The 26504-nt window shown below is 50.4% G+C and carries 22 protein-coding genes; 13 read left to right on the top strand and 9 right to left on the bottom strand.

The features are described from left to right. Window positions 1–11 precede the first annotated feature (11 nt). Window positions 12–1505, top strand: a complete 1494-nt coding sequence (locus M4J38_RS04400; protein WP_251758316.1) for a SusD/RagB family nutrient-binding outer membrane lipoprotein — start codon at window positions 12–14, stop codon at window positions 1503–1505. 45 nt (window positions 1506–1550) lie between these two features. Continuing rightward, window positions 1551–4052, top strand: coding sequence for a phosphocholine-specific phospholipase C (locus M4J38_RS04395; protein ID WP_251758315.1), 2502 nt, complete (start codon window positions 1551–1553; stop codon window positions 4050–4052). Here the strand turns inward: M4J38_RS04395 and trmD are convergent. Further along, complete coding sequence (trmD, locus tag M4J38_RS04390; protein ID WP_251758314.1) at window positions 4018–4731, bottom strand: tRNA (guanosine(37)-N1)-methyltransferase TrmD; 714 nt, start codon at window positions 4729–4731, stop codon at window positions 4018–4020. The genes M4J38_RS04395 and trmD overlap by 35 nt on opposite strands. 79 nt (window positions 4732–4810) lie before the next feature. Beyond that, a complete protein-coding gene (locus M4J38_RS04385; RefSeq protein WP_251758313.1) occupies window positions 4811–5206 on the bottom strand; it encodes an RNA-binding S4 domain-containing protein in 396 nt (131 codons plus the stop codon). 292 nt (window positions 5207–5498) lie between these two features. On the opposite strand from M4J38_RS04385, the gene M4J38_RS04380 reads away from it, so the two are divergent. The 6 genes from M4J38_RS04380 to M4J38_RS04355 all read left to right on the top strand — a co-directional run bounded on the left by M4J38_RS04380 (window position 5499) and on the right by M4J38_RS04355 (window position 14789). Next, window positions 5499–6080 carry an RNA polymerase sigma factor gene (locus M4J38_RS04380; protein WP_251758312.1) on the top strand — a complete coding sequence of 194 codons (582 nt, stop codon included), beginning with the start codon at window positions 5499–5501 and terminating at the stop codon, window positions 6078–6080. Between the two features lie 245 nt (window positions 6081–6325). After that, window positions 6326–7492, top strand: coding sequence for a FecR domain-containing protein (locus M4J38_RS04375; protein WP_251758311.1), 1167 nt, complete (start codon window positions 6326–6328; stop codon window positions 7490–7492). Between the two features lie 272 nt (window positions 7493–7764). After that, a complete protein-coding gene (locus M4J38_RS04370; RefSeq protein WP_251758310.1) occupies window positions 7765–11289 on the top strand; it encodes a SusC/RagA family TonB-linked outer membrane protein in 3525 nt (1174 codons plus the stop codon). 11 nt (window positions 11290–11300) lie between these two features. Further along, a complete protein-coding gene (locus tag M4J38_RS04365; protein ID WP_251758309.1) occupies window positions 11301–12671 on the top strand; it encodes a RagB/SusD family nutrient uptake outer membrane protein in 1371 nt (456 codons plus the stop codon). Between the two features lie 6 nt (window positions 12672–12677). Continuing rightward, window positions 12678–13625: a BT_3987 domain-containing protein gene (locus M4J38_RS04360; protein ID WP_251758308.1), complete on the top strand. Its 948-nt coding sequence runs from the start codon at window positions 12678–12680 to the stop codon at window positions 13623–13625. Window positions 13626–13661: 36 nt separating this feature from the next. Beyond that, a complete protein-coding gene (locus tag M4J38_RS04355) occupies window positions 13662–14789 on the top strand; it encodes a TlpA disulfide reductase family protein (RefSeq protein WP_251758307.1) in 1128 nt (375 codons plus the stop codon). 138 nt (window positions 14790–14927) lie between these two features. Here M4J38_RS04355 and M4J38_RS04350 read toward each other — a convergent pair whose 3' ends face one another. The 5 genes from M4J38_RS04350 to M4J38_RS04330 all read right to left on the bottom strand — a co-directional run bounded on the left by M4J38_RS04350 (window position 14928) and on the right by M4J38_RS04330 (window position 20024). Next, window positions 14928–16292, bottom strand: a complete 1365-nt coding sequence (locus M4J38_RS04350) for a dipeptidase (protein ID WP_251758306.1) — start codon at window positions 16290–16292, stop codon at window positions 14928–14930. Between the two features lie 41 nt (window positions 16293–16333). Then, the gene (locus M4J38_RS04345; RefSeq protein WP_251758305.1) at window positions 16334–17305 is read right to left on the bottom strand and encodes a cation diffusion facilitator family transporter; all 972 of its coding nucleotides are present in this window, start codon (window positions 17303–17305) and stop codon (window positions 16334–16336) included. Continuing rightward, window positions 17306–18064: a superoxide dismutase gene (locus M4J38_RS04340; RefSeq protein WP_256469191.1), complete on the bottom strand. Its 759-nt coding sequence runs from the start codon at window positions 18062–18064 to the stop codon at window positions 17306–17308. It lies immediately after the preceding gene. Window positions 18065–18099: 35 nt separating this feature from the next. Then, on the bottom strand, window positions 18100–19539 hold the full coding sequence (locus M4J38_RS04335) for an LptF/LptG family permease (protein WP_251758304.1): 1440 nt from the start codon (window positions 19537–19539) through the stop codon (window positions 18100–18102). 104 nt (window positions 19540–19643) lie between these two features. Next, window positions 19644–20024: an START-like domain-containing protein gene (locus tag M4J38_RS04330; RefSeq protein ID WP_251758303.1), complete on the bottom strand. Its 381-nt coding sequence runs from the start codon at window positions 20022–20024 to the stop codon at window positions 19644–19646. A gap of 329 nt (window positions 20025–20353) precedes the next feature. Between M4J38_RS04330 and M4J38_RS04325 the strand changes: the two genes are divergently transcribed. The 4 genes from M4J38_RS04325 (at window position 20354) to rimM (ending at window position 24253) form a co-directional block, all read left to right on the top strand. Beyond that, window positions 20354–21223, top strand: a complete 870-nt coding sequence (locus M4J38_RS04325; protein WP_251758302.1) for an RNA polymerase sigma factor RpoD/SigA — start codon at window positions 20354–20356, stop codon at window positions 21221–21223. Window positions 21224–21459: 236 nt separating this feature from the next. Then, window positions 21460–22782, top strand: coding sequence for a signal recognition particle protein (gene ffh, locus M4J38_RS04320; RefSeq protein ID WP_251758301.1), 1323 nt, complete (start codon window positions 21460–21462; stop codon window positions 22780–22782). A gap of 107 nt (window positions 22783–22889) precedes the next feature. Beyond that, the gene (rpsP, locus tag M4J38_RS19785) at window positions 22890–23345 is read left to right on the top strand and encodes a 30S ribosomal protein S16 (protein WP_308217811.1); all 456 of its coding nucleotides are present in this window, start codon (window positions 22890–22892) and stop codon (window positions 23343–23345) included. 389 nt (window positions 23346–23734) lie between these two features. After that, entirely contained in the window at window positions 23735–24253 is a 519-nt protein-coding gene (rimM, locus tag M4J38_RS04310; protein ID WP_251758300.1) for a ribosome maturation factor RimM, read from the top strand. On the opposite strand, the gene M4J38_RS04305 is transcribed toward rimM, so the two are convergent. After that, complete coding sequence (locus M4J38_RS04305) at window positions 24183–24815, bottom strand: DinB family protein (protein ID WP_251758299.1); 633 nt, start codon at window positions 24813–24815, stop codon at window positions 24183–24185. The genes rimM and M4J38_RS04305 overlap by 71 nt on opposite strands. 127 nt (window positions 24816–24942) lie before the next feature. Next, window positions 24943–25521, bottom strand: coding sequence for a Crp/Fnr family transcriptional regulator (locus tag M4J38_RS04300; RefSeq protein ID WP_251758298.1), 579 nt, complete (start codon window positions 25519–25521; stop codon window positions 24943–24945). A 127-nt stretch (window positions 25522–25648) separates the two neighbouring features. Between M4J38_RS04300 and M4J38_RS04295 the strand changes: the two genes are divergently transcribed. Beyond that, a complete protein-coding gene (locus M4J38_RS04295; protein ID WP_251758297.1) occupies window positions 25649–26287 on the top strand; it encodes a peroxiredoxin in 639 nt (212 codons plus the stop codon). Window positions 26288–26504: the final 217 nt, after the last annotated feature.

Raw genomic sequence — 26504 nt, 5'->3', positions numbered from 1 at the left:
AACCTGTCATCATGTTGAAAAAAACACTCCATATAGGACTGATCGCCGGAATGAGTCTGCTCTTTTCCTGCAAGGATTTCTCTGAAATGAACACCGATCCCAACCGTGCAACCACCACCCACCCGCAGTTGCAACTCACCAAAATTGAGTGGGAAGCGTTCCGCGATTTCGGTGGAACAACACCGCTGTACGCCACGAAAATGCTGGTGCAAACCGATGGTGAAAACACCGCGCAGTATTACAAATGGGGACGGGGCGATTTCAGCGCCTACGGCAGGCTCCGCGATATCACCAAGATGAACGAAGAAGCGATCCGCATCGGCGTTCCATCTTATTCGGCACTGGCTAAGTTTTTCCGCGCGTACTATTTTTATAACCTCACACTTACTTTCGGAGACGTGCCCTATACCCAGGCACTGCAGGCTGAATCGGAAACAGAACCTTATTTCGCCCCGGTATACGACGACCAGAAAACGGTATTAAAAGGTGTGCTGAAAGAACTGGAAGAAGCGAATGATATACTCTCCAAAGAGAACACAATCATCAACGGAGACATCATCTACAGTGGAAGTGTGGCACAATGGAGAAAGCTGGTGAACAGCTTCCGGCTGAAAGTATTGCTTTCGCTTTCCAAAAGAACCGGCGAAGCCGACCTGAACATCGTTTCTTCCTTCAAAAACATCTACCAGACCCAGCCCCTGCTTTCCGGTACGATCGATAATGGCCAGCTTGTTTTCCGCGATCAGCAGGACAACCGCTATCCTGAATTCAACTCCAGTGGTTTCGGCTCCGGCATGTACATGGATTCCACTTTTATCAAATTGCTACAGGACAAGCAGGATCCGCGCCTGTTCATCTTCTGTACCCAAACCAAACTGGGCAAAGAAGCGGGCAAACCGGAAAGTGATTTTACTTCCTACGAAGGAGGCGATCCCGCCGCGCCTTACGCGCAGGTGAACCTGAAAGCCGCTGCCGGTAAAACATCTAAAGTGAAGGAACGGTACTACCAGGATCCAACAACAGAACCGCGTGTTTTGGTGAGTTATGCCGAACAACAACTCATCCTGGCTGAAGCGGCCGTGCGTGGCTGGATCGATGGGAATGCAGGCACTTTCTTTAACCAGGCGGTGAAAGGTTCTTTCAAATTTTATGAAACGTATGCCAAAGGCCTGAACGCTTATGTAAGTGAAGATGCCGCCGGTATGTATCTGGCGCACGCCGCCAACAATTTCTCTGCTGCCGCAAGCGATGAAGAAAGAATCAAGATGATTATCACGGAAAAGTACATTGAATCTTTCTTCCAGAACGGCTGGACCGCTTTCCGGGAACACCTCCGCACCGGGTATCCCGCTTTCCGCAGGCCTTCCGGCGTCACCATTCCATTCAGGTGGATCTATCCGCAGTCGGAATACAACTTCAACGCGAAGAACGTGGGAGCCGCCATCAAAACGCAGTTTGGAGAAGGCAACGACGAGATCAATAAAGCCACCTGGTGGGTGAAATAACCAAAGTTCAGTAACATTGCCGCACAAATTATAAGCTTCAGCAACATGCAGGATTCAAGGAGAGACTTCATCAAAAAAGCCACCATGCTGGCCGGCGCAACGGGTATGGCACAACTGCTGCCCGCTTCCATTCAACGGGCCATGGCCATCAGCGCCGATCCCGGTACCACGTTCATGGACGCCGAGCATGTGGTGTTCCTGATGCAGGAAAACCGCTCCTTCGATCATTGTTATGGCAGGCTGAAAGGGGTACGCGGCTTCAACGATCCGCGTGCCCTCCGTTTACCCAACGGTCTCCCGGTATGGTTCCAGCAGAATAAAAACGGTGACACCTATGCGCCGTTCCGGCTGGACATCAAAAACTCGAAAGCCACCTGGATGGGTTCATTGCCCCACTCCTGGACCGATATGACCGATGCCCGCAACAACGGGAAAATGGACAACTGGCTCGAAGCCAAAAAGCCCGGCAACAAAGCGTACAAAGAAATGCCCCTTACCATGGGCTTCTACGACCGGAACGATATTCCCTTCTATTATGCCCTGGCCGACGCGTTCACGGTTTGCGACCAGCATTTCTGCTCCTCTTTAACAGGAACCAGTACGAACAGGACTTTTTTCTGGTCCGCGGCTTTCCGGCCCGAACCCCACAACCCACAATCTCTGCCCCACGTGATGAACGGGCAGATCGACCACAAAGACATCACCTGGAAAACATTTCCCGAACGCATGGAAGAAGCCGGCGTTTCCTGGAAGGTGTACCAGAACGAACTCAGCATTCCCGTAGGATTGGGAGATGAAGAAGATGGCTGGCTCGCCAACTTTACCGACAACAGCCTTGAATTTTACAAGCAGTACAATGTAAGGTTACATCCCGCGCACCTCGATTTCCTGGCCAAACTCCTTAAAGAACTGCCCGGTGAAATAGAGGCGTTGACCAAAGATTTAAACGAAAATCCCGCGGATACTGAGAAAACTAAAAAGCTGGAAGAAAAGAAGAAGTTGATGAAGCAGGTAGAAGAAGCTTCAAAAGAATGGAACGCAGCACGCTGGGAAAAACTTTCTGAATTTGAAAAGAACCTCCACAAAAGGGCGTTCGTTACCAATACGGGTGATCCCGATTACCATGAAGTGGAATCCATTTTTTACGGAGAAGGTGCAGAAAAAAGAGAAGTGAAAGTGCCCAAAGGCGATATCTTCCACCAGTTTCGTAAAGATGTGAACACAGGGGAATTGCCCGCCGTATCCTGGTTGGTGGCGCCCTGTAATTTCTCCGATCACCCCGGGGCACCCTGGTATGGCGCCTGGTATGTTTCCGAAGCGCTGGACATTCTTACCAAAAACCCGGAAGTGTGGAAGAAAACCATTTTCATCCTCACCTACGATGAGAACGATGGCTATTTCGACCATGTTCCGCCTTTTGTGCCGCCACATTCCGATAAACCCTGGACGGGCGCTGTTTCCAAAGGAATGGATACCCGCTCCGAATGGGTAACCATGGATATGGAGGAGAAAAGAACTTCAAAAGCGGAGAGCCGCCGGGAAAGTCCCATCGGACTGGGCTTCCGCGTTCCACTGGTGATCGCGTCACCTTGGTCGCGCGGCGGTTGGGTGAACTCGGAAGTGTTCGACCATACTTCTTCCCTGCAATTCCTGGAAACCTGGCTCTCGGGCAAAGGGAAAAATGTAAAGGAAGCAAACATTACCGAATGGAGACGGACGGTTTGCGGGGACCTTACTTCGGTGTTTCGTCCCGCGGTAAAAGAAACCGGCACCAATCCCACTTTCCTCGAAAGAGATAAGGTGGTGGAAGACATACACCGCGCCAGTTTCAAGGAGCTTCCCGGCAATTACAGGAGACTCGATGCCACACAACTGGGTAATACGGCAAACCAGGTAAACGCCGTTCCTCAACAGGAACCCGGTACACGACCCGCCTGCACAATTTCGTCCGAATGGTACGCTGATGCCGCCGTGAAGAACGGGACATTGGAAATAAACATGGGTGCCGCGAATAAACTCTTTAGCAAACGCGCCATAGGCGCTGCTTTCCAGGTGTATGCGCCGGGTAAGTTTAAACGGGAAGATGGAGAAGCGTTGATGCACAACTGGAACTTTACCGTAAAACCCGGAGATGAAATAGGTTATTCCTGGCCGTTAGTTCAATTTGAAAAGGGGCGGTACCACCTTCAGTTACATGGTGCAAACGGGTTCTTTCGCGAATACAAGGGGGATGGCAGTGATGCGCTGCAGGTAAAGCTCACCTACACCAAAGGACTGGAGTATGCTACGCTTATAATTACGAACACAGGGAATACCAATACTCAATTGGAAGTGGCAGATCCTTCTTACGGTACCGGCGGGAAAAAAATGGCTGTTAAAGCCGGTGCTTCTGTGGAATACAAAATCCCGCTGCAAAAAACCAACTGCTGGTACGACGTGGTGATTCGTAAATCGGATGCCGCCAACTTTTTGTGGCGCTTCGCGGGCAAGATAGAAACGGGTAAAAGCACCACTACCGATCCTTTGATGGGGAAGGCGCTTTCGTAGCGTCGGGTTCCATCAGGTCGGGGCGGCGTTGGGTGGTGCGGCGGATGGCTTCTTCGTGGCGCCATTCATCCACTTTACGGTGGTTGCCTTCCAGCAATACTTCGGGTACTTTCCAGCCCCTGAATTCCGCGGGCCGCGTGTATACGGGCGGTGCGAGCAGGTTATCCTGGAACGAATCGGTGAGGGCGGAGGTTTCATCGCTCAGTACGCCGGGTATAATCCTGCCGATAGCATCTACCACCACGGCTGCGGCCAGTTCCCCGCCACTCAGTACATAGTCGCCGATGGATATCTCCATGGTCACAAAATGTTCGCGTACGCGTTCGTCGATCCCTTTGTAATGTCCGCAGATGATGAGCAGGTTCTCTTTTAAAGAAAGCTTGTTGGCGGTTTTCTGGTTGAAAGTGGCGCCGTCGGGCGTCATGTAAATGATCTCATCGTAAGGGGTTTGTGCCTGTAATGTTTCAATGGCGTTCACCAGTGGCTCTATCATCAGTACCATACCAGCGCCTCCGCCAAAGGGGTAATCGTCTACCTGGGCGCGTGGCAGCGGCGTATAATCTCTCAGGTTGATGAGGTTCACTTCCAGCAGTCCTTTGTCCCGCGCACGTTTCATGATAGAGTGGGAGAAGGGGCCTTCCAGCAGGTCGGGCACTACGGTGAGGATATCTATTTTCATCAGTATCTTATCATTTTGCTTTGGCCGGAGGAATGCCCATCCGGTGCCGGTTTACGGCCTTGACCCGGCGAAGATACGATCAATCTTCATCGTCCATAAAACCTTCGAGGTCGCGGCGTTGCTTTTTGGTGGGGCGGCCGATCTTGCTGAGGCGTTTCCCGGTGTGGAACGTATCGGCCTGGAACTGGATGCCATCAACTTCTTCCGGTGGGGTAAGGTCGGTATAATATTTAATGGCTTCGCTGTAGGCCTGTCGGGTATGGAGCAATCCTGTAACTTTGATCACCCATTTCCGGGTTTCGGCGCGCACTTCATATTCATCGCCCACATTCACTGTTTTGGCGGGTTTGGCGGAAGCGCCCATGAATTTCACTTTCCCTTTTTCACATGCTTCGGAAGCGATGGAGCGTGTTTTGAAAAGGCGGATGGACCAGAGGTATTTATCGAGCCGGAGTTTTTCTTTTGCTACTGCCATAATTGTAAAAGTTCCTTTGAAAGCGGTTACCGGCCCTTTTTCCTGAAGACTGTCCTGAGGAGAAAAAAACCGGCAAGGAAGCCGACGAGGAACAAAAGGGCTGTATTCATGATAAAGTTTTTTATGCTTAAATATGGGCCATTATTTCCTTCGGTTCATAGGAGCAAATTTAAAAAATACTGTTCAAGCGGGCCCGATTAATTGTTGTTCCGGGAACAACTTCAGTGTTTGCGGGGCAGATTTTCGGAAAATTGATATAGTTTGCGCACTTAGCGCAATTCAAATTCACCTGTTGTTGACCGATCAGAAATATTACGACGAAGCGGCTTTGCTCCTGCGGATGGCGGAAAACGATCAGGCTGCACTGGGGGCCATCATGGACCATTATACCCCGGTTGTCTATCCCTATCTCCTGTATTGGGTGAAAAACGCGGAACTGGTGCAGGAAATTTCCCAGGATGTTTTTATCAGTGTGTGGCGGAACAGGCACAGGTTGCTTGAAGTCAGTAACTTCTCCGGCTACATTTATACCATTGCCCGCAACAAAGCTATTTCGGCCATCAATGCTGATCTTTCCCGTATGCGGAATGAAGTAAAGGAGGAGGCGCCTGAAATAACGGCCACTTCAGCACCGCAGGTGGAGTTGAAAGAACTTTCCAACCTTATTGATGCCGCCGTGGCCACGCTTCCACCCAAAAGAAAAGAAGTATTCCGCCTGAGCAGGGAAGAGGAGCTTACGTATGAAGAGATCGCAGAAAGGCTGAGCATTTCCAGGAACACCGTGAAAGGGCATATGGTGGCCGCGTTGGTATACCTGCGGGATTACCTGAAAACACATGCGGATATAGTATGGATACTGCTGTTGTTCTGGTGAAGCCTCACCCCCGGCCCCTCTCCCGGGGGAGAGGGGAGCTGAATGGGTTGGCATGTGGGTGAGTTTAATGGATTGCTTTTAAAACACGAGATGTGGTGGAATTTCTTTTGGCTGTGATTTAGTTGAATGGATTGCCATAAAAACCTTGAGCAGCGTGCAGGCCTCTTACGTGAAAAAAAATTTTAAAAAAACTTTACTCCTGACCGACCCTATCTTTCAAAACCCCGGTCTATTAATACAAGAACATGGTAAATAAGTCGCTTTCATATTATATGACCCGCTACGCGGAAGGCAATCTTTCGGAGGAAGAAAGGGCGCATTTAACCGAAATGCTGCGTTCTCCCGCCCACCAGGAAGAACTGGCCGCGTTGCTGGAAAGCGACTGGGCATTCTGGGAAGCTTTGGGCCTTGATTTGCCCGAAAGGTACGCCGCGGTAAAGAAAGGTGTTTTCGCGCAGCTGCAGGCGGAAGAGGCCGTTGTACCCGCCGCGCCTGTGGTGAAAGCGATACCGTTGTACCGCCGTTGGTGGGTCGCCGCCAGTATTCTGCTGCTGTTGGCCGCGGGTGGCTACTTCATGACGACGTACACAACTGATGTTCCCGATATGGTGGAGGTGGGCCCGCCTATGATAGCTCCCGGCAAAGAGGGCGCGGTGCTTACGCTGGCAGATGGTTCTCAGGTGTTGCTGGATACCATAACGAGTGGAACCGTGGCTTTGCAGAACGGCGTAACCGCCAAAGTAGTGGATGGCGCACTGGTATATGAAGGCAAAGGCAATGCGGTGGTGTACAATACCATGTCTACGCCCAAAGGACGACAGTTTCAGCTTACCCTTCCCGATGGTACAAAAGTGTGGCTGAACGCCGCGAGTACGATCCGTTACCCGACCGCGTTCTCCGGTACTGAACGTAAAGTTGATATTACCGGCGAAGCCTATTTTGAAGTAACCAAAGGCACGATCCCGTTTGTGGTGAATGCCGATAACCGTGCTGAAATAACGGTGCTGGGCACGCACTTCAACGTGAACAGTTACAGCAATGAGGAGGGGCTGGCCACTACCTTGCTGGAAGGATCAGTGCGTGTAAGCAAAGGAAATACAAGCAGGCAGATAAGGCCCGGGGAGCAGGCGCTTGTAACGGAAAGTGTTCAGGTGGTGAGCGGTGTGAATACGGCCCGGGTAGTAGCCTGGAAAGACGGACTTTTCGATTTCGACGGAGCATCGCTGGAACAGGTGATGCGCCAGTTGGAACGCTGGTACGATATCGAGGTAGTGTACAAAGGCAAGGTGCCGAACATTACTTTCTGGGGTGGGATCACAAAAGACCTGGCCCTGGCCGATCTGTTGACAGGCCTGAAGCGTTCAGAGGTGAATTTTAAAATAGAGGGCAGGCAACTGATCGTACTCCCTTAACATCATTACACCGCATCCTATGTGGCCGTTCCGATGGAACAGGCGGCTTTTTAATAGTATTGGGCGACCCCAAAAAACAAACCGGAAGTGTTTGCTCCACTCCCGGTAATATTGGGTTGCTCCAATGACGTGATACCATTTTTAACAACCAAAACAGTGCACAATTTATGCAAAAAACTGCTGATTGTGGCAATCCCCTCGTGTCCGTGAACATGTTGTTGCGGAGCCGCAGGCCCCGGGATCGTCACCGCCTCGCTAAAATGTTGAGGATTATGAGACTAACTGTTCTTTTTCTGATTGTAGCTTTCATGCACACCTATGCTGCCGGAACGGCGCAGAACGTGACATTGACCGGCAGGAACCTTTCGCTGAAACAGGTATTTTCCGCCATCAGGAACCAGACGGGTTATGTCGTATTCGCGAACGAGAGAATTATTTCAGGCACAAAACCGGTGTCTGTATCCGCAACGGGCATGCCCCTGGAAGAATTGCTGGATATTGTGTTCCTTGACCAGCCATTGGATTATTCGATAAAAGGAAAAACCATTTTTCTTTCGCGGAAGCCGGTGGTAAACCCGTCGCTGCCGTTGGGGAACGAAATTTTCCTGGCCCCGCCCGTGAAGTTGCGCGTGGTGGATTCTACCGGTCGCCCGCTTTCCGGCGCATCGGTAACATCGCGGAACGGACAGGTATCGGGTGCCACGGATGCTGATGGTTTCTTCAATGCGACTGTGAAGGAAGGAGAGGTGCTTATCGTTTCTTATATCGGTTTCGAAACGCGGCGCATAACGGTTACGGCTGCTATGCTTACCCTGAACGATGTGGTGATCAGGCTGGTTCCCGCTGAAGAGCGGTTGGAAGATATACAGGTTTCCGTGAACACCGGTTACCAGCGGATTCGCCCGGAACAAAGCACCGGTGCGGTATCCAGGATCAGCACCAAAGAATATGAATCCCGGATCAGCACGAATTTCCTGGATGGCCTGGTGAACAGGTTGCCGGGACTGATGATCAACAACGATGTGAATTTTACGGCTAACGGCACCTCGCGCCCGCTGTTCAATATCCGCGGTATCTCTACCATGTCTGCCAACCAAAGTCCGCTTATCGTGATAGATGGTTATCCTACGGAGCTTACGTTGGATATGATCGATCCCAACGAAATAGAATCCGTCACCATTCTGAAAGATGCGGCCGCGGCTACCGTTTATGGGGTGCGCGCGTCAAATGGCGTGGTGGTGATCGCGAGGAAACAGGCGGCGCAGGGCAAAACGCGGTTCACGTTCAGGACCACATTGGGCATTACACCCAAAGAGGATTACAGCAGGTTCCGGTGGGACGATAACGCCGCTTCCATTGTCGCCAATTACCAAAGAACCCTTTCCTCTTCCAGCATCAACGCCAGTTCATGGGGCCAGTTGGCTACCTCCACCGGTGGTGCGGTGCAACGCAATATGGTGTACTACCTGCTGGCGCAATCCGCCGCCAATATGGTAACGCCCGACCAGGCGGCGAAGTCGTTCGCTGAGCTGGAAAATTATGATAACCTCGAAGATTACAGCAGGCTGTTCCTGCGTTCCGCCGTTACCCAAACCTATAATTTTAATGTGTCGGGCGGTTCGGCGAATGCCACTTATTATATCACCGGGAATTATACCGGAAACCGTTCTTCACAAATTAAAAACACCAACAACCGGTTCCTGCTTTCCGCACGCAGTAACCTGAAACTGTCCAGGAAACTTTTCCTTGAACTGACCACCGATTACCTGGAAAGAAGGGTGAACAGTGCGCCCGTGCCCGGCGTAACTTCCTTTTCACCTTATGAGCGTTTCCAGGACGTGAATGGCAACCCTGCTTCTATTGTGGGTTCCGGAATTTCTCCCTGGTACAACAATGTGCTGATTTCTCAAGGGTTGTACGATCAGTTGTATTACCCCTTGGTGGATGTGAACGAGGTGTCGGACAAAACCCGTACCGTAAACAACCGCTTCAATGCCAACTTCAACTATGCCATTGGCGGCGGCTTTAATCTTTCTTTCGGCGGTATTTATGAAACCTCTCGTTCCGATATGGATTACTTCGCCTCCGAACTTTCTTCGGTGGCCAGAAGGTACACCAACAGTTATGTGGTGGTGAACACGGATGGCACCATGAAGTACAATATCCCGAGAGGTGGTTATCTCCGCCAGATAGCGGGCAATACATCCAGTTATACGGCACGCGCGCAGTTGAATTATGACAAAAGGATTAAAGACCATTCCTTTAATGGCATCCTGGGTGGTGAAATAAGAAGCCTGGTGGATAAAAGCAACCGCGCCTCTTACTTCGGTTACAACAATGAAACATTGCTGCATCAGCCGGTAGATTACGCGGCCATTACCACGGGCTCCGTGCGGGGAACATTTAACCTTGGCTCTCCTTTCCAGAACGGGTTCACCACCCTGTTCGATCAGCAATATGTGGAAGACAGGTTCCTTTCCGGTTATTCCAACCTGGTGTATTCGTTCAGAAATACGTATTCCCTTACCGGCAGCGCCCGTATCGACCAGTCCAACCTGTTTGGTACGAATCCCAAATACAAATACAAACCGCTTTGGTCGCTGGGTGCCGCCTGGAACATCCACAATGAAGCTTTCCTGAAAGAAGTGAACTGGCTCACGCAACTGAAACTGCGGGTGGCTTACGGGTTCAACGGAAACGTAGCTAAAATGTCGCTCCCTCAGGTGATCGCCCAATCTACCCTGAACAATTATACGGTGCCCGCCAGTCCGGCGCTGCGCCTTGCTTCTTATGCCAACAGCAGTTTGCGCTGGGAGCAAACCAAGAGTTTCAATGTGGGGGCAGACTATGGCATTCATAAGAATATTTCAGGAAGCATTGATTATTACAGGAAGAACAGCACCGACCTGCTGGGCAACGCACTTATCGATCCCACGATAGGCGTGAGTCCTTCTCTTATCAACCGCGCGGTCATCCAGAACAATGGTATTGAATTCGCGCTGCGCGCGGATTGGATCAAAACCCAAAAACTGCACTGGAATATGGGGCTGGTACTGGCCCGCAATACCAGTAAAGTGATGGATGTTTACCAGCGCGGTGATTATAATCCGCAAACGCTTAATTCCATTGGATTCGTAAAAGATTATCCCGTGGGCGCCCTGTTCGCATACCGGTATGCCGGGATTGACTCCGCAGGCTATTCCCTCATCATGAATGGGAAAGGAACATTGTACCATACCAACAACAACAGCCTGGGTTCTCCCACCACCGCGCTCATGGCCAGCGATACATCCGACGTTTCGCGCTACATGGGTTCTTCCATCCCCACTATTAACGCAGGGTTGAGCAATACGGTGGATATCGGCCGGTTTTATGTATTCTGCATGATCAATTATTATGGCGGATTCAAAACCAGGATTCCGCGCCCCAACCCATCCGCACCCAGGCCATTGGAAGGCGCCGGAGACTATTGGAAAACGAAAGGCGATGAACTTACTACCGACGTAATGGGACTTGCAGCATACCGAAGCGCCAATTCAAACAACGCGTACAATTATGCCGATAAATATGTGGTGAACGCGGATTATATCACCTTAGCCGATCTTACCGTTTCTTACCGCATCGACCATGTAGGATTTATTAAGAAGGCGGGTTTCTCTCTCTTCGAACTGAAAGCCCAGGCCTCTAATCTTTGGACGGTAGGACTGAACAAATACAATTACAGTATGGCCACGGGCAGTTTCCAGAAAACATATTTAACGCCCACTTACACCTTTGCCATATTTACCAACTTCTAAATCGCAACATCGTGAAACGTTACCGATATATCTTTATTCCATTGCTCTTGTGCGGCTTTCTGCTGGCAGGATGCGATAAATACCTTGAGATTACGCCCAAAGGGAAAAGGCTGCTTTCCACCGTTGCCGATTACGACCAGTGGCTGAACGATGAGTCACTGGTACTCGGACTGGCACAGCCCACCAATCTTTTTAATTATTTCGCGGACAATGTGGATTATCCCAATGTTCCTACCCCTGCTGTGCTTTCCAGCGACCTGGTGTACACCTGGGATGAGCAGTTTTCAACGGATATCAATGTTGCTCCTTTGTTCTGGGGCGAACATTACGCGAAGATTAATGCTTTCAATACGGTGATTGTAGGCATAGATGATGCTATCGCGGGCACGAACAGCCAGAAAAGAAGCCTGAAGGCGGAAGCCTTGCTGGGGCGCGCGTTGGAGTACTTCTACCTCGTGAACGAATATGGCAAGCCTTACGATTCCACCACGGCAGCCACGGATTTGTCTGTGCCCTGGGTAACTTCCAATGATGTTTCCCAAACCGTTCCGCCCAGGAGCACGGTGGCTGCTGTGTACGATCAACTCATCAGCGACCTGAACGCGGCCATTCCCGACCTTCCGGCAGACAACAGCACCAACCGCTTCCGTGGTTCCAAATCCGCCGCGTACAGCGTGCTGGCGCGCATATACTTCTATGCAAGGAATTATTCCGCGGCAAGAACAAACGCGGAACTGGCCATTCAGCAATCCAAAGCAACCATGATCGATTTTAACGGTGCAGGCCCGGCGTCAGACAGGTTAAGCATTCATCCCGATGTGCTCTATGGAAGAATGGTGATCGCAAACGCCACGCCTACCTTGGAACTGATGCGCTCCTTCGCGGCCAATGACCTCCGGGTACGAAAACTGTACCGCAGTACCGATGGCTATGCTTTCACCACCCGCGGCGCTACCATTTATTATCCCGGACTGGTTACGCCCGTGTTCACCTATGCGAACACCGGCACTTCCCTCCAGGAAATGAAACTCATCATAGCCGAATGCGCCGTGCGCAGCAACGACCTCTCCACGGCGCTCCAGCAACTCGACGATATCCGCAAAAACAGGTTCGCCACCGCCACCTATGTCCGTTTTCAATCTACCGACCAGGAAGCCGTATTGCAGGAAGTATTGAAGGAGAGAAGCCATGAACTCCCGTTCAACGGATTGCGCTGGTTCGATATGCGTCGCCTTGATAAGGAGAACAGGATGGATACCGTGCACCGCTACAACGCGCTGGGTGGCATTGTGGCCACGCTGGCGCCGCACAGCAACCGCTATACTTTACAGATTCCGGTGCAGGTATTGAGTTTTAACCCGGGGATGCCACAAAATCCCTAATTAAACATGAACAAAATGCAGAACAAATATATTGCGCTGATTTGCGCCTTCCTCGTGCTGTTCACCGCCTGTAAAAAGGAGAACGAACGTGTTCCCCTTCCCGAAGGAAGTGTGTCTTTTCAACTGGCTGCCGGTAAGGATACCATTGAAATGCCGCTTTCCATTTTAAAGGATTCAGTCATCGTGATCGGCATGAAAGCCGCGTTGTCCGGCACCCCTTCTCCCAGTGAACATTGGGTGAGTTTTTCAGTAGATACCACGAAGCTGGCGGATTACAGGTCGCGTTTTGGGAACGCGCTGCTGTTGCCGTCTTCAGCGTACCTTTTCTATAAATCCACCACGCGCATTCCGGCAGGTGCCACGGCGTCCGATTCGGCGCAGCTGAACATCGGGCAGCAAACAAAACTGAATGAATACAGCACGTATGTATTGCCGTTAAAAATTCATTCGGTGGATGGCAATACGGAAGGAATAGCCACTGATCGTGTGGTGTACCTTGTATTTAAAACCGGCAAGCCTTTGTTCATCAACAAAACGGGCTGGACCATCGCGGGGAATTCTTCTCAGCAAGGCACTTTCGCACCGGCGAATTTGTTGGATGCCAATACCACCACCACTTACTGGGCAAGTAATATTACACAGCAGATGCCGCAGTTGGTGGCCATTAACTTTAACCGCGACATCACGTTCACAGCTGTGAACTATTCATTACCTACGGCGCTGAATTATCCCAATCTCGGTGGTTACCCTACTTCCATCAGAATTGAGACAAGTATGAACGGGACTACCTGGGAGGAAAAAGGCGTATTCACCGGCAACGTAGTGGGCAACCTGCAAACACTGAATACCGGGCAGGTAACGGCCCGATACCTGCGCTTCACCGCGCTGGCCTGTGTGAAGTACGCATCCGCATACGAAGCTGTTTTTATAAGTGATGTATCACTTGTGCCATAACCTGTGCAACCTTATTCAATAATTAATCAGAAGAAAATGATGAAAAGAAATTTGCTGGCGGCCTTATGCTGCCTTCCATTGACCCTGCTCGCGCAGAAAGGATTTAAGCTCACCGGAAAGATCGGAACGCTGGATGCGCCCGCAAAAGTATACCTTAATTATACCGATGCCGGAAAGGAGGTGAAGGATTCCGCTTTGTTGAGTAAAGGGAAATTCAGTTTTGCCGGAACCTTGGATGTGCCCGCTTATGCGATACTGATGCTGAAAAAAGATACCACACGCAGGGGAACGGAGTATTTGTATTTCTACCTTGAAAACTCTAACATCAGCATAAGTTCCGGCGACCAGTTGCGCAACGCTGTGGTGAAAGGCTCATCCACGAACGATGATTACACAAAGCTCACGGCCATGCAAAGGCCATACAAAAAAGTAGCCGATTCACTGGTGGCGGACTACAACGCCCGTACGCCTGAACAAAAGAAAGACAGCGCTTTCCTGCTCGCGGCCAGGAACATCATGCAGTACACGCAAAACGGTTACGACAGCGTGAGCCGCGCTTTTATAGCGCAGCAGCGGAACTCCTACATTGCACTGAATACTTTCGGTACCGTTGAACTGGCTTATAATTTCAATCCGGATACCGCTGCCGCCCGCTTCGCATTGTTCCCGGAAAAACTGAGGAATTCCACCACCGGTAGGAAAATGGCCGAAGTGATAGAAAAAGGCAGGAAAACCAACACGGGTATGATGGCGATGGATTTCACGCAGAATGATACCACCGGCAAACCCGTTAAGCTTTCTGATTTCCGCGGGCAGTATGTGCTGGTGGATTTCTGGGCGTCCTGGTGCAAACCCTGTCGTGCGGAGAACCCGATTATGCTGGCGGCATACAACAAATTCAGGGATAAAAACTTTACCATCCTCGGCGTTTCGCTCGACGATGAAGATGCCCGCAGGGCATGGCTGGGGGCGGTGAAGCAGGATAAACTTCCCTGGACGCAGGTGTCGGAACTGAAAGGTTTTAAAAGTAAAGCCGCGGTAATGTACGGCGTATCCGCCATCCCCACCAATTTCCTGGTGGACCCGAATGGAAAGATCATCGCGAAAAACCTGCGTGGGGAAGATTTGGAAAAGAAGTTGAGCGCGTTGTTTTCGATGAAGTAGCTGTTGTTTTAAACCAGTGCACTATAAAAAAATCCCGGTTAAAATAGCCGGGATTTTTTTATATTTTTCTATACTGAAGCATTCGCGCATTCACGTCTCCAACGTAGCGTCGTCGCGCCGTTGCGAGAAACCCTACACTTACCCTTCCGCAAAATACTGATGGAAATAAGGGATCGTCTCAATCCCCTTATAATAATTCGCCACATCAAATTTCTCATTGGGCGAATGCAGGTTATCGCTGTCTAACCCGAAGCCCATGAACACGATCTTGATACCGAGTTCCTGTTCGAACAGCGCGCAGATGGGGATGCTTCCGCCACCTCTCACGGGGATGGGTTGTTTCCCGAAGGTGGTTTCAATCGCTTTTGCCGCGGCCTGGTATCCTTTACTGTCGATGGGGGTCATGTAAGGTTCACCACCGTGGTGAAGTTCGGCTTTCAGTTGTATATAGGGCGGAGCGATTTTTTTGAGGTGGTTGATGAGCAGGTCCGTGATTTTGTGGGAATCCTGGTTGGGCACGAGCCTGCAACTGATTTTCGCGAAGGCTTTAGAAGGCAGTACCGTTTTGGCGCCTTCTCCCGTGTAGCCGCCCCAGATGCCGTTCAGTTCCAGGGTTGGACGGATACCCGTTCTTTCATTGGTAGTATATCCTTTTTCACCCCAAACTTCTGCAATGCCGAGATCGGCTTTGAATTCGTGCTCATCGTAAGGTGCTTCAGCCATCAGTTTGCGCTCTTCCGGTGTGGCTTCCACCACATCATCATAGAAACCAGGGATCACGATATGGTTGTGCTCATCGTGCAGCGAAGCGATCATCTTCGCGAGGATGGTGATGGGATTGGCTACGGCGCCGCCATACACCCCGCTGTGCAGGTCGCGGTTGGGACCGGTTACTTCCACTTCAATATAGCTGAGCCCCCGCACGCCAATGTCCATGGAAGGCGCATCCAGGCTGATCATCGCGGTATCGCTGATGAGGATCACATCGGCTTTCAGCAGTGCTTTATTGTTCTTCACGAAATCGGCCAGGTTGGGACTGCCCACTTCTTCTTCTCCCTCAATCAGGAATTTAATGTTGGTGGTGAGTTGTCCGGCGGCTTTCATTACTTCAAGCGCTTTTACGTGCATGAAAAACTGGCCCTTATCGTCGCAGGCGCCGCGGGCATATATCTTTCCATCTTTTATAACGGGTTCAAAAGGGCCGCTGTGCCAGAGTTCCAGCGGATCGGGCGGTTGTACGTCGTAATGACCGTAAACGAGTACGGTGGGCAGTGCCGGATCGGTGATGATTTCTCCGTATACGATGGGGTGACCCGGCGTTTCAAACAATTCGGCTTTGGCGCAACCCGCTTTCAGTAAATGTGCTTTTACGGCTTCCGCGCAGGCGATCATATCCTGTTTGTGTTCGCCACGCGCACTCACGGAGGGTATACGCAGCAATTGCAGCAACTCGTCCAGGAAACGTTCTTTGTGTTGTTCCTGGTAATCTTTCCATGCTTCCATTGATGATGTTTTTCGGTTGGGGGCGAAGGTAGAGAATTTCCCTAAAGACTATGCTTCTCGTTCGACAACACATTCTCCGGCTTCCATTCCACGGCCTTTACGAAATCGTGTTGCCGCACCCCGCAATCCTGTTTGATGCAGATGGGGCATTGGGCGGGAAGACAGCCATCGGAGTGGACGAAAAGTTCCAGCGATTCGCCATATTCTTTCCGCACGATGCCGGATAACGCTTCTATTTCCCGGTGCGATTCGTGCACATTAAAATACCAGGGGACCGTAAGGTGGCAATCGAGGTGAAGGATACTGCCGTATTTGATCACGCGCAGGTTGTGGAGGTCCACCCAGTTCCTGCTCCGGTTCTTTTCGAGTTTACCGATCATTTCGTTGAGCAGTTCCATATCGGCTTCGTCCATGATCCCGGCGATAGAACTGCGCAGTATTTTCCAGGAGGTGAACAGGATGATGAAACCGAAAATGGCGGCTACGGCGCTGTCGATCCACTGTATATTGGTGAAATAAAGCAATAGGAGTCCTGCTACGATGCCCGCGGTGGTGAGTGTATCAGTCTGAAGGTGCCTGCCGCTGGCCACCAGTGCCGGGGAATGAAGCTTTTTGCCCTGCCGGATGCAGATGCCGCCCATGAAATAATTGACGATGGCGGTAGCGGATACAAGGTAAATGCCGGTATCCAGTTGGTGTAGCGCTTTGGGATGAATCAGTTGTTTACAGGCTTCGTAAATGATGAGTATGCCGGCGATCCCGATGAGTGTGCCTTCAATGGCCGCGGAAATGAACTCGGCTTTCCCGTGCCCGTACGGGTGATTGGCATCACGGGGTTTCGCGGAAAGATGAAGGCTGTACAGGCCAATGAAACCCGCTACCAGGTTCACGATGCTTTCCAGCGCATCGGTTAGAATGGAGACGGAATGGGTGAGTATATAAGCAATCAGCTTCAGCACAAAAAGTACTGAAGCTGTTACCACTACCCATTGCTGGATTCTTACCTGGTTCATTTAAACCAGTGCTTCATATCGTTGCTGAATATAGTCCCAGTTTACGGTCTTCCACCAGTTGTCGATGTAGTCCGGGCGTTTGTTCTGGTATTTGAGGTAATAAGCGTGTTCCCACACGTCCAGGCCCAGCAGGGGCGTTCCGCGGAAGAGGGAAACATCCATCAGCGGATTGTCCTGGTTGGGGGTGGAGCCCAGTTTCAGTTTTTTATCGGCATCAATCACGAGCCATGCCCAGCCGCTTCCGAAGCGTGTTTTGGCTTCATCCGCGAATTTCGTTTTGAAATCGGAAAAAGTGCCGAAAGTGGATTCTATGGCGCTGAGCAGTTTTCCCGAAGGCGTTCCTTTTCCATTAGGGGTCATGCTTTGCCAGAACAGTTCGTGGTTGTAATGACCGCCCGCGTTGTTGCGCATTTTTACCGATGTTTTGGAAATGCGGGTCAGCACATCTTCCAAAGGTTTTGTGGTATCAATCTGCAGCACCTGCGCCTCTTCGTTCAATGCTTTCGCATAGGACGCGGCGTGGCGGGAATAATGTATTTCCATGGTCATCGCGTCGATCATGGGTTCGAGCGCTTTGTACGCGTAGGGCAGCGGTTGCTGGGTAAAACCGGTATGCAGCACGTTGCTTTCGGGCATTGATTTTCTGAAAACGCTGCAGGACTCCAGCAGGCTTCCGGCGATGGTAATCCCTAATCCTGTTGCCAGACTGGCTTTAGAGGTGTCGCTTAAAAATTTTCTGCGGCTGGTACGTTCATTCATGGTTGCTTTTTTAAATTTTGTGCAAAATCCATTCCTCACTGGCCGGCGGGTTCTGGTGCTTTTTTCTTCCTCAACTTAGTGATGAACCTTGTATAGAATTCCTTATTGAACAGTTGTGAGTCGTGCATAGCCTTGTACACGAGGAACAGGCCAACGGGCGTAAGCACATACGTGGCGAGCCACATACCGATCCAGGCCGTGGTAACGCCCTCTTTCGCGAACTTGGTCCCAAAGTTATTGAGAAGGAAGAAGATAACGAAGAATATTACCGCGAACACCAATGGTGTGCCGAGTCCGCCTTTCCGGATGATGGAACCCAATGGCGCGCCGATCAGGAACATCACCAGACAGGCTACAGACATCGTGAGTTTGGCGTGCCATTCAGCAAGCAGGCTGCGCAACTCTTTCATGCGGCCCTCAAAATCGAAAGTGGTGGCTTCCAGGTTCGATTTGATGCTCGCCGCCTGGGAGAGCGCCCTCTCGGTGATCTGTATGCGTTTATCAGGGGCGATCAGAGAATCAAGGTTTTTGGGAACGGCTTTCAGTTCCTTCGCCGTAAGCGGTTTCCAGGCGGAATCCAACAGGCGCGAAAAGTTATTGTATTGGTACACTTCATATTTGGCGCGTTTCCTGAATACATCGTTCGTTTTTTTGAGCGAATCGATTCGCGTGGACAACTGTTGCAGGTTCAGCATCGGGCCGCGGTCGCGGTAAGTGGTGTCGGCTGTTTCGAGCAGTTGGAAGGAGCTGAGGTCGAATTGTTTGGTGAAGGTCTGGAAGTTCATCCGGATGTACTGCGTGTTGGTACTCATGCGGGGACCCTTTTCTTCATAACGTGCGCCGTTGATGAGGAGGAATTCGAGGAAGCGCTTGTCGGGTGTAACACTCATTTTCCCGCTTTCCGCCACGATGATGTCATCTTGCAGACCATAGTTTTTCTGGTAGATCACCACGTCGCGCAGCGTGGAGCCGTCTTCTTCCTTATGCCCGATCTTGATCACATAACCTTCCAGTTTATCGTAGAATATACCAGGTTTGAGGTCGAAGGTGGGTTTGGAGTTCACGATATCGTACTTCATGGTTTCCATCTTCAGCTTGGCCACCGGGATGAAGTGGTTGTTGAAGAGGAAGGCCAGGCCGCAGATCACGAGCGAAGCGAGGAAGAGCGGGCGCATAAAGCGCAGCAACGGGATGCCGGCCGACTTAATGGCTACCAGTTCGAAGGTTTCTCCCAGGTTCCCGAAGGTCATGATGGAGGAAAGCAGCACCGCGAGCGGCAATGCGAGCGGCACCAGCGTGGATGTAACGAACAGGATGAACTTGGCGAGGGTAATGAGATCAAGTCCCTTCCCAACGATATCATCAATCCAAAGCCAGAAGAATTGCAGCACCAGAACGAAGAGCGTGATGAAAAAAGTAGCGATGAAGGGCCCGATGAAGGCTTTCAGAATAAGTTTGTCCAGTTTTTTTATCACAGCCTTTTGGAAGGATTGATGAAACAATAGATGGAACGCGAAAATAACATATTCTCTCCATCAGGCGGGCTGAAGCAGTGCTCTTAACAATATCTTGGCAGCGGTTAGGCGCCGAGGCGGTGGAAGAGTTCTTTCACCTGGTAATCCCAAAGCTGGCTCTGGTCCTTGATTTCTTTTTTCTCCGCGAAATCCTTCACCATCAGGATGGTCTGGTTGGTCACCTCCGATTTCTCGATGGCGAATTCAAAGTATTCTTCGGTGGGGGCATGCTGCCAGTGGAAACGGATGAATTTTTCTTCTTCCTTCTCCAGCACATTCGCCTTATCTACGGAACCGTTCCATGAAAAACTGAAAACGCCGTCGCGCTCATCCACTTTATCGGCGAACCATTCCTGGAGTCCGGCGGGTGTGGAAAGGAACTCATACAGTATAGAGGGGGAACACCTAACGGGGAATTCCAGGGTATATAATTGCTTTTTACTCATCTACAGCTCAATTATGTCGTTTAGTCGAAAGTTGTCTGCAATAATAGAAAATTAATGGTTGCAGCAAAATAAAATATATACGGATTTCTGTTGGAAGATAAGTGGATTCACCCTGAACAATTTTGAAATATTCCGTCTGGTAAGGGTTTTTCTTTACAATAAATAAATTTGGAATGCGTTTTCTAAAATGTTAAATTGCTGATAACGTGTTTTGAGCGGTGGGAAAGTGAAGTTTATTGGCTGATTATCAAATTTTTGAGCATCCAAATTTTTATATAGCGAATCAAATTTTACCCCAGAAACCCTTAAAAACGCGTCATCCTATGAGTATGCGTCAACTCAAGATCTCGAAATCCATTACCAACCGGGAGTCTCAAAGTCTGGAAAAGTACCTCCAGGAAATTGGTAAAGTGGAACTGATCACGCCTGAAGAGGAAGTGAAACTCGCCATCCGCATCAAGCAAGGCGATCAGCGCGCACTCGATAAACTCACCAAAGCGAATCTCCGCTTCGTGGTATCGGTGGCCAAACAATATCAAAACCAGGGACTTACCCTTCCCGATCTCATCAACGAAGGCAATCTCGGCCTGATCAAAGCAGCCCAACGCTTCGATGAAACCCGCGGTTTCAAATTCATTTCCTACGCCGTTTGGTGGATCCGCCAGTCTATCCTCCAGGCCCTCGCCGAACAGGCAAGAATCGTAAGGCTTCCCCTCAACAAAGTAGGACTCACTAACCGCATCCAGAAAGCGTTTTCCCAGCTGGAACAGGAGTTTGAACGCGAACCTTCCCCAGAGGAACTGGCCGAAATGCTGGAACTTGAAACGGAAGAAGTAGCCGCCACACTCGGTGTTTCCGCCCGCCATGTAAGCGTGGATACACCCCTGGCCGATGGCGAAGACAATACGCTCCTCGATGTACTCACCAATCCCGATGCCGAAGGAACGGATTCCCATGTGGAACACCATGAATCCCTTCGCCTCGAAATAGACCGCTCCCTCCAAACACTTACCGAACGCCAGAAAGAAGTGATCTGCTATTTCTTCGGTATTGGCGTTGACCATCCCATGAGCTTGGAAGATATCGGCGAAAAGTTCAACCTCACCCGTGAAAGGGTGCGCCAGATCAAAGACAAGGCCATCACAAAGCTGCGTACAACGAACAGGTGCAAAATGCTGCGGGATTACCTGGGCAATTGATCGGTAAAGCGTGTATATTTGCGGACTTTTGTTTCAGGGTGAATTTTGTTTTCACGCAAAGACGCAAAGGAGCCAAGACGCAAGGAACTGTTGCTGTTCTTTCCTTACTCCTTTTCGAAGAAACATAAGAGGGGTAGTAGCTGGCGCATGCCAGCCGCTCTTTGCGTCCTTGCTCCTTTGCGTCTTTGCGTGGCCTATTTCCCCTGGAACAGCATTAAAGTCCACAAACAACAACCATGTTCGAATCTCTCAGTGAACGGCTCGAAGGCGCGTTCAAACAGCTCAAAGGCGAAGGCCGCATCAGCGAACTCAACGTTGCCACCACCGTAAAGGAGATCCGCCGCGCCCTGGTGGATGCCGACGTGAACTATAAGATTGCCAAGGAATTCACCGACAGGGTGAAAGATAAGGCATTGGGGGAGAAGGTGTTGAATGCCATCAGCCCCGGTCAGTTGATGGTGAAGATCGTGAAAGACGAACTCACCGAACTGATGGGCGGTACCGAATCTTCCTTCCAGGCCAACGGTTCTCCCGCCGTGATATTGGTGGCGGGTCTCCAGGGTTCCGGTAAAACCACCTTCAGCGGTAAACTGGCCAACTTCCTCAAAACGAAAAAAGGCAAATCGCCCCTGCTGGTGGCGGCAGACATTTACCGTCCCGCGGCGATCGACCAGTTGAAAGTTCTGGGCGGCCAGATCGGGGTGGATGTGTACAGTGAACCTGAGAACAAAGATGCCGTGGCTATCGCGAAAGCCGCGATCCAGCAGGCTAAATCCCAGAATAAAAATGTGGTGATCATCGATACCGCCGGCCGCCTGGCCGTGGATGAAGCGATGATGACTGAAGTAGCCAACATCAAAGCCGCCGTTCAGCCTACCGAAATATTGTTCGTGGTAGACTCGATGACCGGTCAGGATGCCGTGAATACCGCGAAAGCCTTTAACGACCGCCTCGACTTCTCCGGCGTGGTGCTCACCAAACTGGACGGTGATACCCGCGGTGGTGCCGCACTCTCCATCAAGTACACGGTGCAGAAGCCCATCAAATTCATGAGCAGCGGGGAAAAAATGGACACGCTCGATGTGTTCTACCCCGAAAGGATGGCGCAGAGAATCCTGGGTATGGGCGATATTACCACGCTCGTGGAACGCGCCCAGGCCCAGTTCGATGAAGAACAGGCCAAAAAGCTCGAGAAAAAGATCCGCAAGAACCAGTTCGATTTCGAAGACTTCAAACAACAACTCGACCAGATCAAAAAAATGGGGAACCTGAAAGACCTCATGGCCATGATCCCCGGCGTTGGCAAAGCGATGAAAGACATTGACATCAGCGACGACGCCTTCAAAGGCATCGAAGCCATGATCAACTCCATGACCCCCTTCGAAAGAAATAATCCCGATACCATCGACGGCAACCGCAGAAAACGCATCGCCAAAGGCTCCGGAAAAGACATTTCAGAGGTGAACGCCTTCATGAAACAATTCGAACAAATGAGGGATATGATGAAAATGATGAATAAAATGCCCATGGGAGGGCGCCTGGGATTAGGGAAAAGATAATTTTTTTGGTTTGTTTTGAAAATTAGCACACGAGCCTTACTTTTGCCCTTCTAGCATTTTTGCTAGGTTTAACCCAATTTCATAACGCATTTAAATTTTTATTTACGATGCCGGTAAAAATGAGACTTCAACGTCACGGGTCTAAGAAAAGACCTTTCTACTTCATTGTGGTAGCGGATGCGAGAGCGCCAAGAGATGGCAAATTCATCCAGAAGATCGGTACTTACAATCCATTGACTGTACCTGCAACTGTTCAATTAGATCGCCAGAAAGCACTGGAGTGGCTGCACAAAGGTGCCCAGCCTACCGATACAGTTCGCCGAATTCTTTCCTACAAAGGAGTGTTGTACCTGAAACACCTTTTACGCGGAGTGAAACTGGGCCTGTTTGATGATGCAACTGCTATGGAGAAATTCCAGAAATGGCATTCCGAGCACGAAGCAACCATCAACAAGCGCCAGCAGGAAAACAGGAAAGCGCGCCAGGCTCAACGCCGCCCGCCTTTCGTGAGACGCACACCAGCTCCCGCTCCGGAGAAAAGGGATGACGCTGCTGAAGCATAAGCACTGTTTCCAAAAAAATTCAGAGGTTGTTCTTTTTAAGGACAGCCTCTTTTTATTTTAAGGGGTTCATGCAATTGTTTCGTTCCACGCGATTGCTTCGTGCCTCGCAACGCAAAGATGCAAGGGACGCAAAGAGTTGTTGAGGTGCTGTAGTAAGAGATAGGATTTCTCGCAACGACGCTACGACGCAACGGGAGGCTTATTTTGTACCGTATTGCTTTCTCAAAATAAATCCTTTGCCAGCTTATCAAGGCTTTGCGTCCGTGAAGAACGAAGCTGTGCTCCTTTGCGTCGCGCACTGCGAGGAACGAAGCAGTAAGCGATTGCGTGAAAACTACCAGGAACCAACGTTGCGCCGTAGCGTCGTCGCGTGAAAAAAACAAAACTTCATGAAATACTTCTCCATCGGCAAAATAGCCGCCGCCTTCGGAACCGACGGCGAAATGATCCTCCAGCACAGCCTCGGCAAAAAAAACGCCCTCAAAGACGTACGCGCCATCTTCCTCGAAGACCGCAAAAACGCCTTCCTCCCTTATTTCGTGGAATCCATCCGCCCCAAATCGCTCACCGATCTGTACATCAAACTGGAAGATATCTCTTCCCGCGAAGCGGCCCGTAAATTCCTCCAGAAAGAAGTATGGCTGGAAGAAGCCGATTTCAAAGGACAGGCCGCCGCCAAATCACCGTTATCGCTGCTGGGTTACACCCTTGTACAGCAAAACGAAGTATTGGGAGAAATAGAAGAGATCATTGAACAGCCGCACCAGGTATTGTGCCGCATCACCTACAAAGGGAACGATGCACTGATTCCCCTGCACGAAGAAACACTGGTTTCCGTTAACCACGAACAGAAGCAGGTGGAAGTGGACCTGCCGGATGGATTGCTGGATCTTTATGCAGGTGTGTAAACGCCCGTTTCATCTGCCTGCCATGCCGGCTATTGTGCGCGGTAATGAAACGGAACACATCACCCAGTTTCAGTTTAATGAACGGCGCAATGGAGATGGGAATCCGCCAGTAACCGATATCGGTGGTGAAAGAACGATCGAATAGATAGAGCAGGCGCCGGAGTTGTAAGAAAAATTCATCGCGCACTTCTGTTGCCGGGAGCTCAGCGGGCGGAATATGTCCTTTGAAAGCCTTCATTTTTTTCTGCGGTTTCCCCGCAGGTGCGGGCTGCATCATTGCTGTAAAATAATTGCCAAGCCATCCGGAAGTAAATTCATGTTGAGGGATTACATCTTTGCGCAGGCTACCTTTTTCAAGCTTTTTTTCCATCAGTGGAAGGTAGAACTTGCCATAACTATTCAGGTGGTCCATCACCTGTGCAATGCTCCAGCCTCCGCCGGGCATGGGTTGCAGCAATTGCGCCGCGCTCAGTGGCGCATACAGTTTTTCTGCTTCTTCCAGCAGTTCGAGCGTGTCCGTTTTCAGCTCGTCGATCAGTGTTTGTGTAAGGACCTTTTTCATTGTTGACTGTTTTTCGGCTTACCCTTCTCCGGAAACATATATTATACAGGAGTTTCAGGGCTATACTTTGATTACGGAACAAAGCTAGTGGTAAGCTGAAACCGGAATCTTGGCGCGCACCAAGATTTTATAAACGAACCGAATGTAACAGTTTGCTGAAGGTGGTAGCGTCTATCCCGAGATATGAGGCCAGGTATTTGTGTGGAATAAATTGGAGGATATGCGGACTGCGGTTCAACAATGCCCTGAACTTCTCTTCCGCGCTGTACACCTGCAATTCGATCTGCCTTTCCAAAACACCGGCAAATGTATGGCAGATAGAGGTGTAGAGCAGTTCCCGGACGCTGATGTGTTCCGTGGCCACTTTTTCCAGTTGCAGGTAATGCGTGTACAGCATATTGCTTTTGGTAATGGCCTCCAAATAGTAACGGGAAGGTTTGCGCAGCAGGAAGGAGTCGGCCACACCGGAGAATGATCCTTTGTAAGTGAATACCAGCGTGGCTTCCCGGTCGCCATGAAAGCAGAATGCCCGTTGCAGCCCGTCCAGTACGAAATAAAGATGGTTTTCTACCTGACCCGCGGCCGTAATGATGTCCTTTCTTTTAAAGGAAACCGGCTGCCATATTGCGGCGAATGATTGCCAGGCTTCTTCAGGCAATGGTTTCACGGCGAAGATGGTATGTCGGAGCTGGTCCAGCGCTTCCATTGTACAATGTTATTATCCTTCAAATTTGCGTATTCCCACCCGTTCCGTAAATTTTTCTTTTAATAACCTACTTGTTTAGTAGGGAATGCGTATATTCGCATTCCATAACCACTAAAATTTGTTCATTATGAGTTTACGTTTAGGGGATGTTGCTCCCAACTTCAAGGCCCAGACTTCCCAGGGCGAGATTGATTTTTATGAGTTCCTCGGTGATTCCTGGGGAATCCTGTTCTCGCATCCTGCCGATTATACGCCCGTTTGTACCACTGAACTGGGCAGAACCGCCGCGCTGAAAGATGAATTCGCAAAGCGCAACGTAAAAGTGCTCGCACTGAGTGTTGACCCTGTGGATAAGCACCTCGGCTGGATCGGCGACATCAACGAAACGCAGAACGTTTCAGTTGAGTTCCCCATCATTGCGGATGACGATAAAAAAGTATCTGAACTATATGGCTTTATTCACCCCAATGCTTCGGCTACCGCCACTGTTCGTTCACTGGTAGTGATTGGTCCGGATAAACTGGTGAAACTGATCATCACTTACCCCGCCTCTACCGGCCGTAACTTCGTGGAAGTGCTGCGTGTAGTGGATTCACTGCAACTTACCGCACACCATAGCGTGGCTACGCCCGCCAACTGGCAACAAGGTGAAGATGTAATTGTGGTGCCTTCCATTTCTACGGAAGATGCTATTAAGAAATTCCCTAAGGGCGTGAAAGAGATCAAGCCTTATCTGCGCTATACGCCGCAGCCTGATGTGAAATAAGTAAACACACACTGGTTATATAGAAACGGCCCGCCTTTTTTAAGGTGGGCTTTTTTCACGCAATCAATTAATGCAGGAGTGGTTTTTTCTCGCAACGACGCAAGGGAGCAAGGACGCAAGGCCTTGTTTGTGTTTGGAGTGGTTCATGAAGGGCGTTTTTTTTGTTTCTCGCAAAGGCGCGGAGGCGCAACGTTTGAGGACTATATAATTATTTTGT

It is taken from the genome of Parasegetibacter sp. NRK P23, assembly GCF_023721715.1.
In the GTDB taxonomy this organism is placed as follows: domain Bacteria; phylum Bacteroidota; class Bacteroidia; order Chitinophagales; family Chitinophagaceae; genus Parasegetibacter.
Note: the sequence above shows the minus strand (reverse complement) of the source record. Positions and strands in the feature narration are given on the sequence as shown.

Excerpts from the sequence above, each read along its gene's own strand:
- M4J38_RS04375 (WP_251758311.1), top strand. The coding sequence starts at position 6,326 with ATGGTAAATAAGTCGCTTTCATATTATATGACCCGCTACGCGGAAGGC.
- M4J38_RS04305 (WP_251758299.1), bottom strand. The coding sequence starts at position 24,815 with ATGAAAAAGGTCCTTACACAAACACTGATCGACGAGCTGAAAACGGAC.
- ffh (WP_251758301.1), top strand. The coding sequence starts at position 21,460 with ATGTTCGAATCTCTCAGTGAACGGCTCGAAGGCGCGTTCAAACAGCTC.
- M4J38_RS04370 (WP_251758310.1), top strand. The coding sequence starts at position 7,765 with ATGAGACTAACTGTTCTTTTTCTGATTGTAGCTTTCATGCACACCTAT.
- M4J38_RS04340 (WP_256469191.1), bottom strand. The coding sequence starts at position 18,064 with ATGAATGAACGTACCAGCCGCAGAAAATTTTTAAGCGACACCTCTAAA.
- M4J38_RS04330 (WP_251758303.1), bottom strand. The coding sequence starts at position 20,024 with ATGAGTAAAAAGCAATTATATACCCTGGAATTCCCCGTTAGGTGTTCC.
- M4J38_RS04300 (WP_251758298.1), bottom strand. The coding sequence starts at position 25,521 with ATGGAAGCGCTGGACCAGCTCCGACATACCATCTTCGCCGTGAAACCA.
- M4J38_RS04345 (WP_251758305.1), bottom strand. The coding sequence starts at position 17,305 with ATGAACCAGGTAAGAATCCAGCAATGGGTAGTGGTAACAGCTTCAGTA.
- M4J38_RS04385 (WP_251758313.1), bottom strand. The coding sequence starts at position 5,206 with ATGGCAGTAGCAAAAGAAAAACTCCGGCTCGATAAATACCTCTGGTCC.
- M4J38_RS04360 (WP_251758308.1), top strand. The coding sequence starts at position 12,678 with ATGAACAAAATGCAGAACAAATATATTGCGCTGATTTGCGCCTTCCTC.
- M4J38_RS04350 (WP_251758306.1), bottom strand. The coding sequence starts at position 16,292 with ATGGAAGCATGGAAAGATTACCAGGAACAACACAAAGAACGTTTCCTG.
- rimM (WP_251758300.1), top strand. The coding sequence starts at position 23,735 with ATGAAATACTTCTCCATCGGCAAAATAGCCGCCGCCTTCGGAACCGAC.
- M4J38_RS04395 (WP_251758315.1), top strand. The coding sequence starts at position 1,551 with ATGCAGGATTCAAGGAGAGACTTCATCAAAAAAGCCACCATGCTGGCC.
- rpsP (WP_308217811.1), top strand. The coding sequence starts at position 22,890 with ATGCCGGTAAAAATGAGACTTCAACGTCACGGGTCTAAGAAAAGACCT.
- M4J38_RS04325 (WP_251758302.1), top strand. The coding sequence starts at position 20,354 with ATGCGTCAACTCAAGATCTCGAAATCCATTACCAACCGGGAGTCTCAA.
- M4J38_RS04355 (WP_251758307.1), top strand. The coding sequence starts at position 13,662 with ATGATGAAAAGAAATTTGCTGGCGGCCTTATGCTGCCTTCCATTGACC.
- trmD (WP_251758314.1), bottom strand. The coding sequence starts at position 4,731 with ATGAAAATAGATATCCTCACCGTAGTGCCCGACCTGCTGGAAGGCCCC.
- M4J38_RS04400 (WP_251758316.1), top strand. The coding sequence starts at position 12 with ATGTTGAAAAAAACACTCCATATAGGACTGATCGCCGGAATGAGTCTG.
- M4J38_RS04295 (WP_251758297.1), top strand. The coding sequence starts at position 25,649 with ATGAGTTTACGTTTAGGGGATGTTGCTCCCAACTTCAAGGCCCAGACT.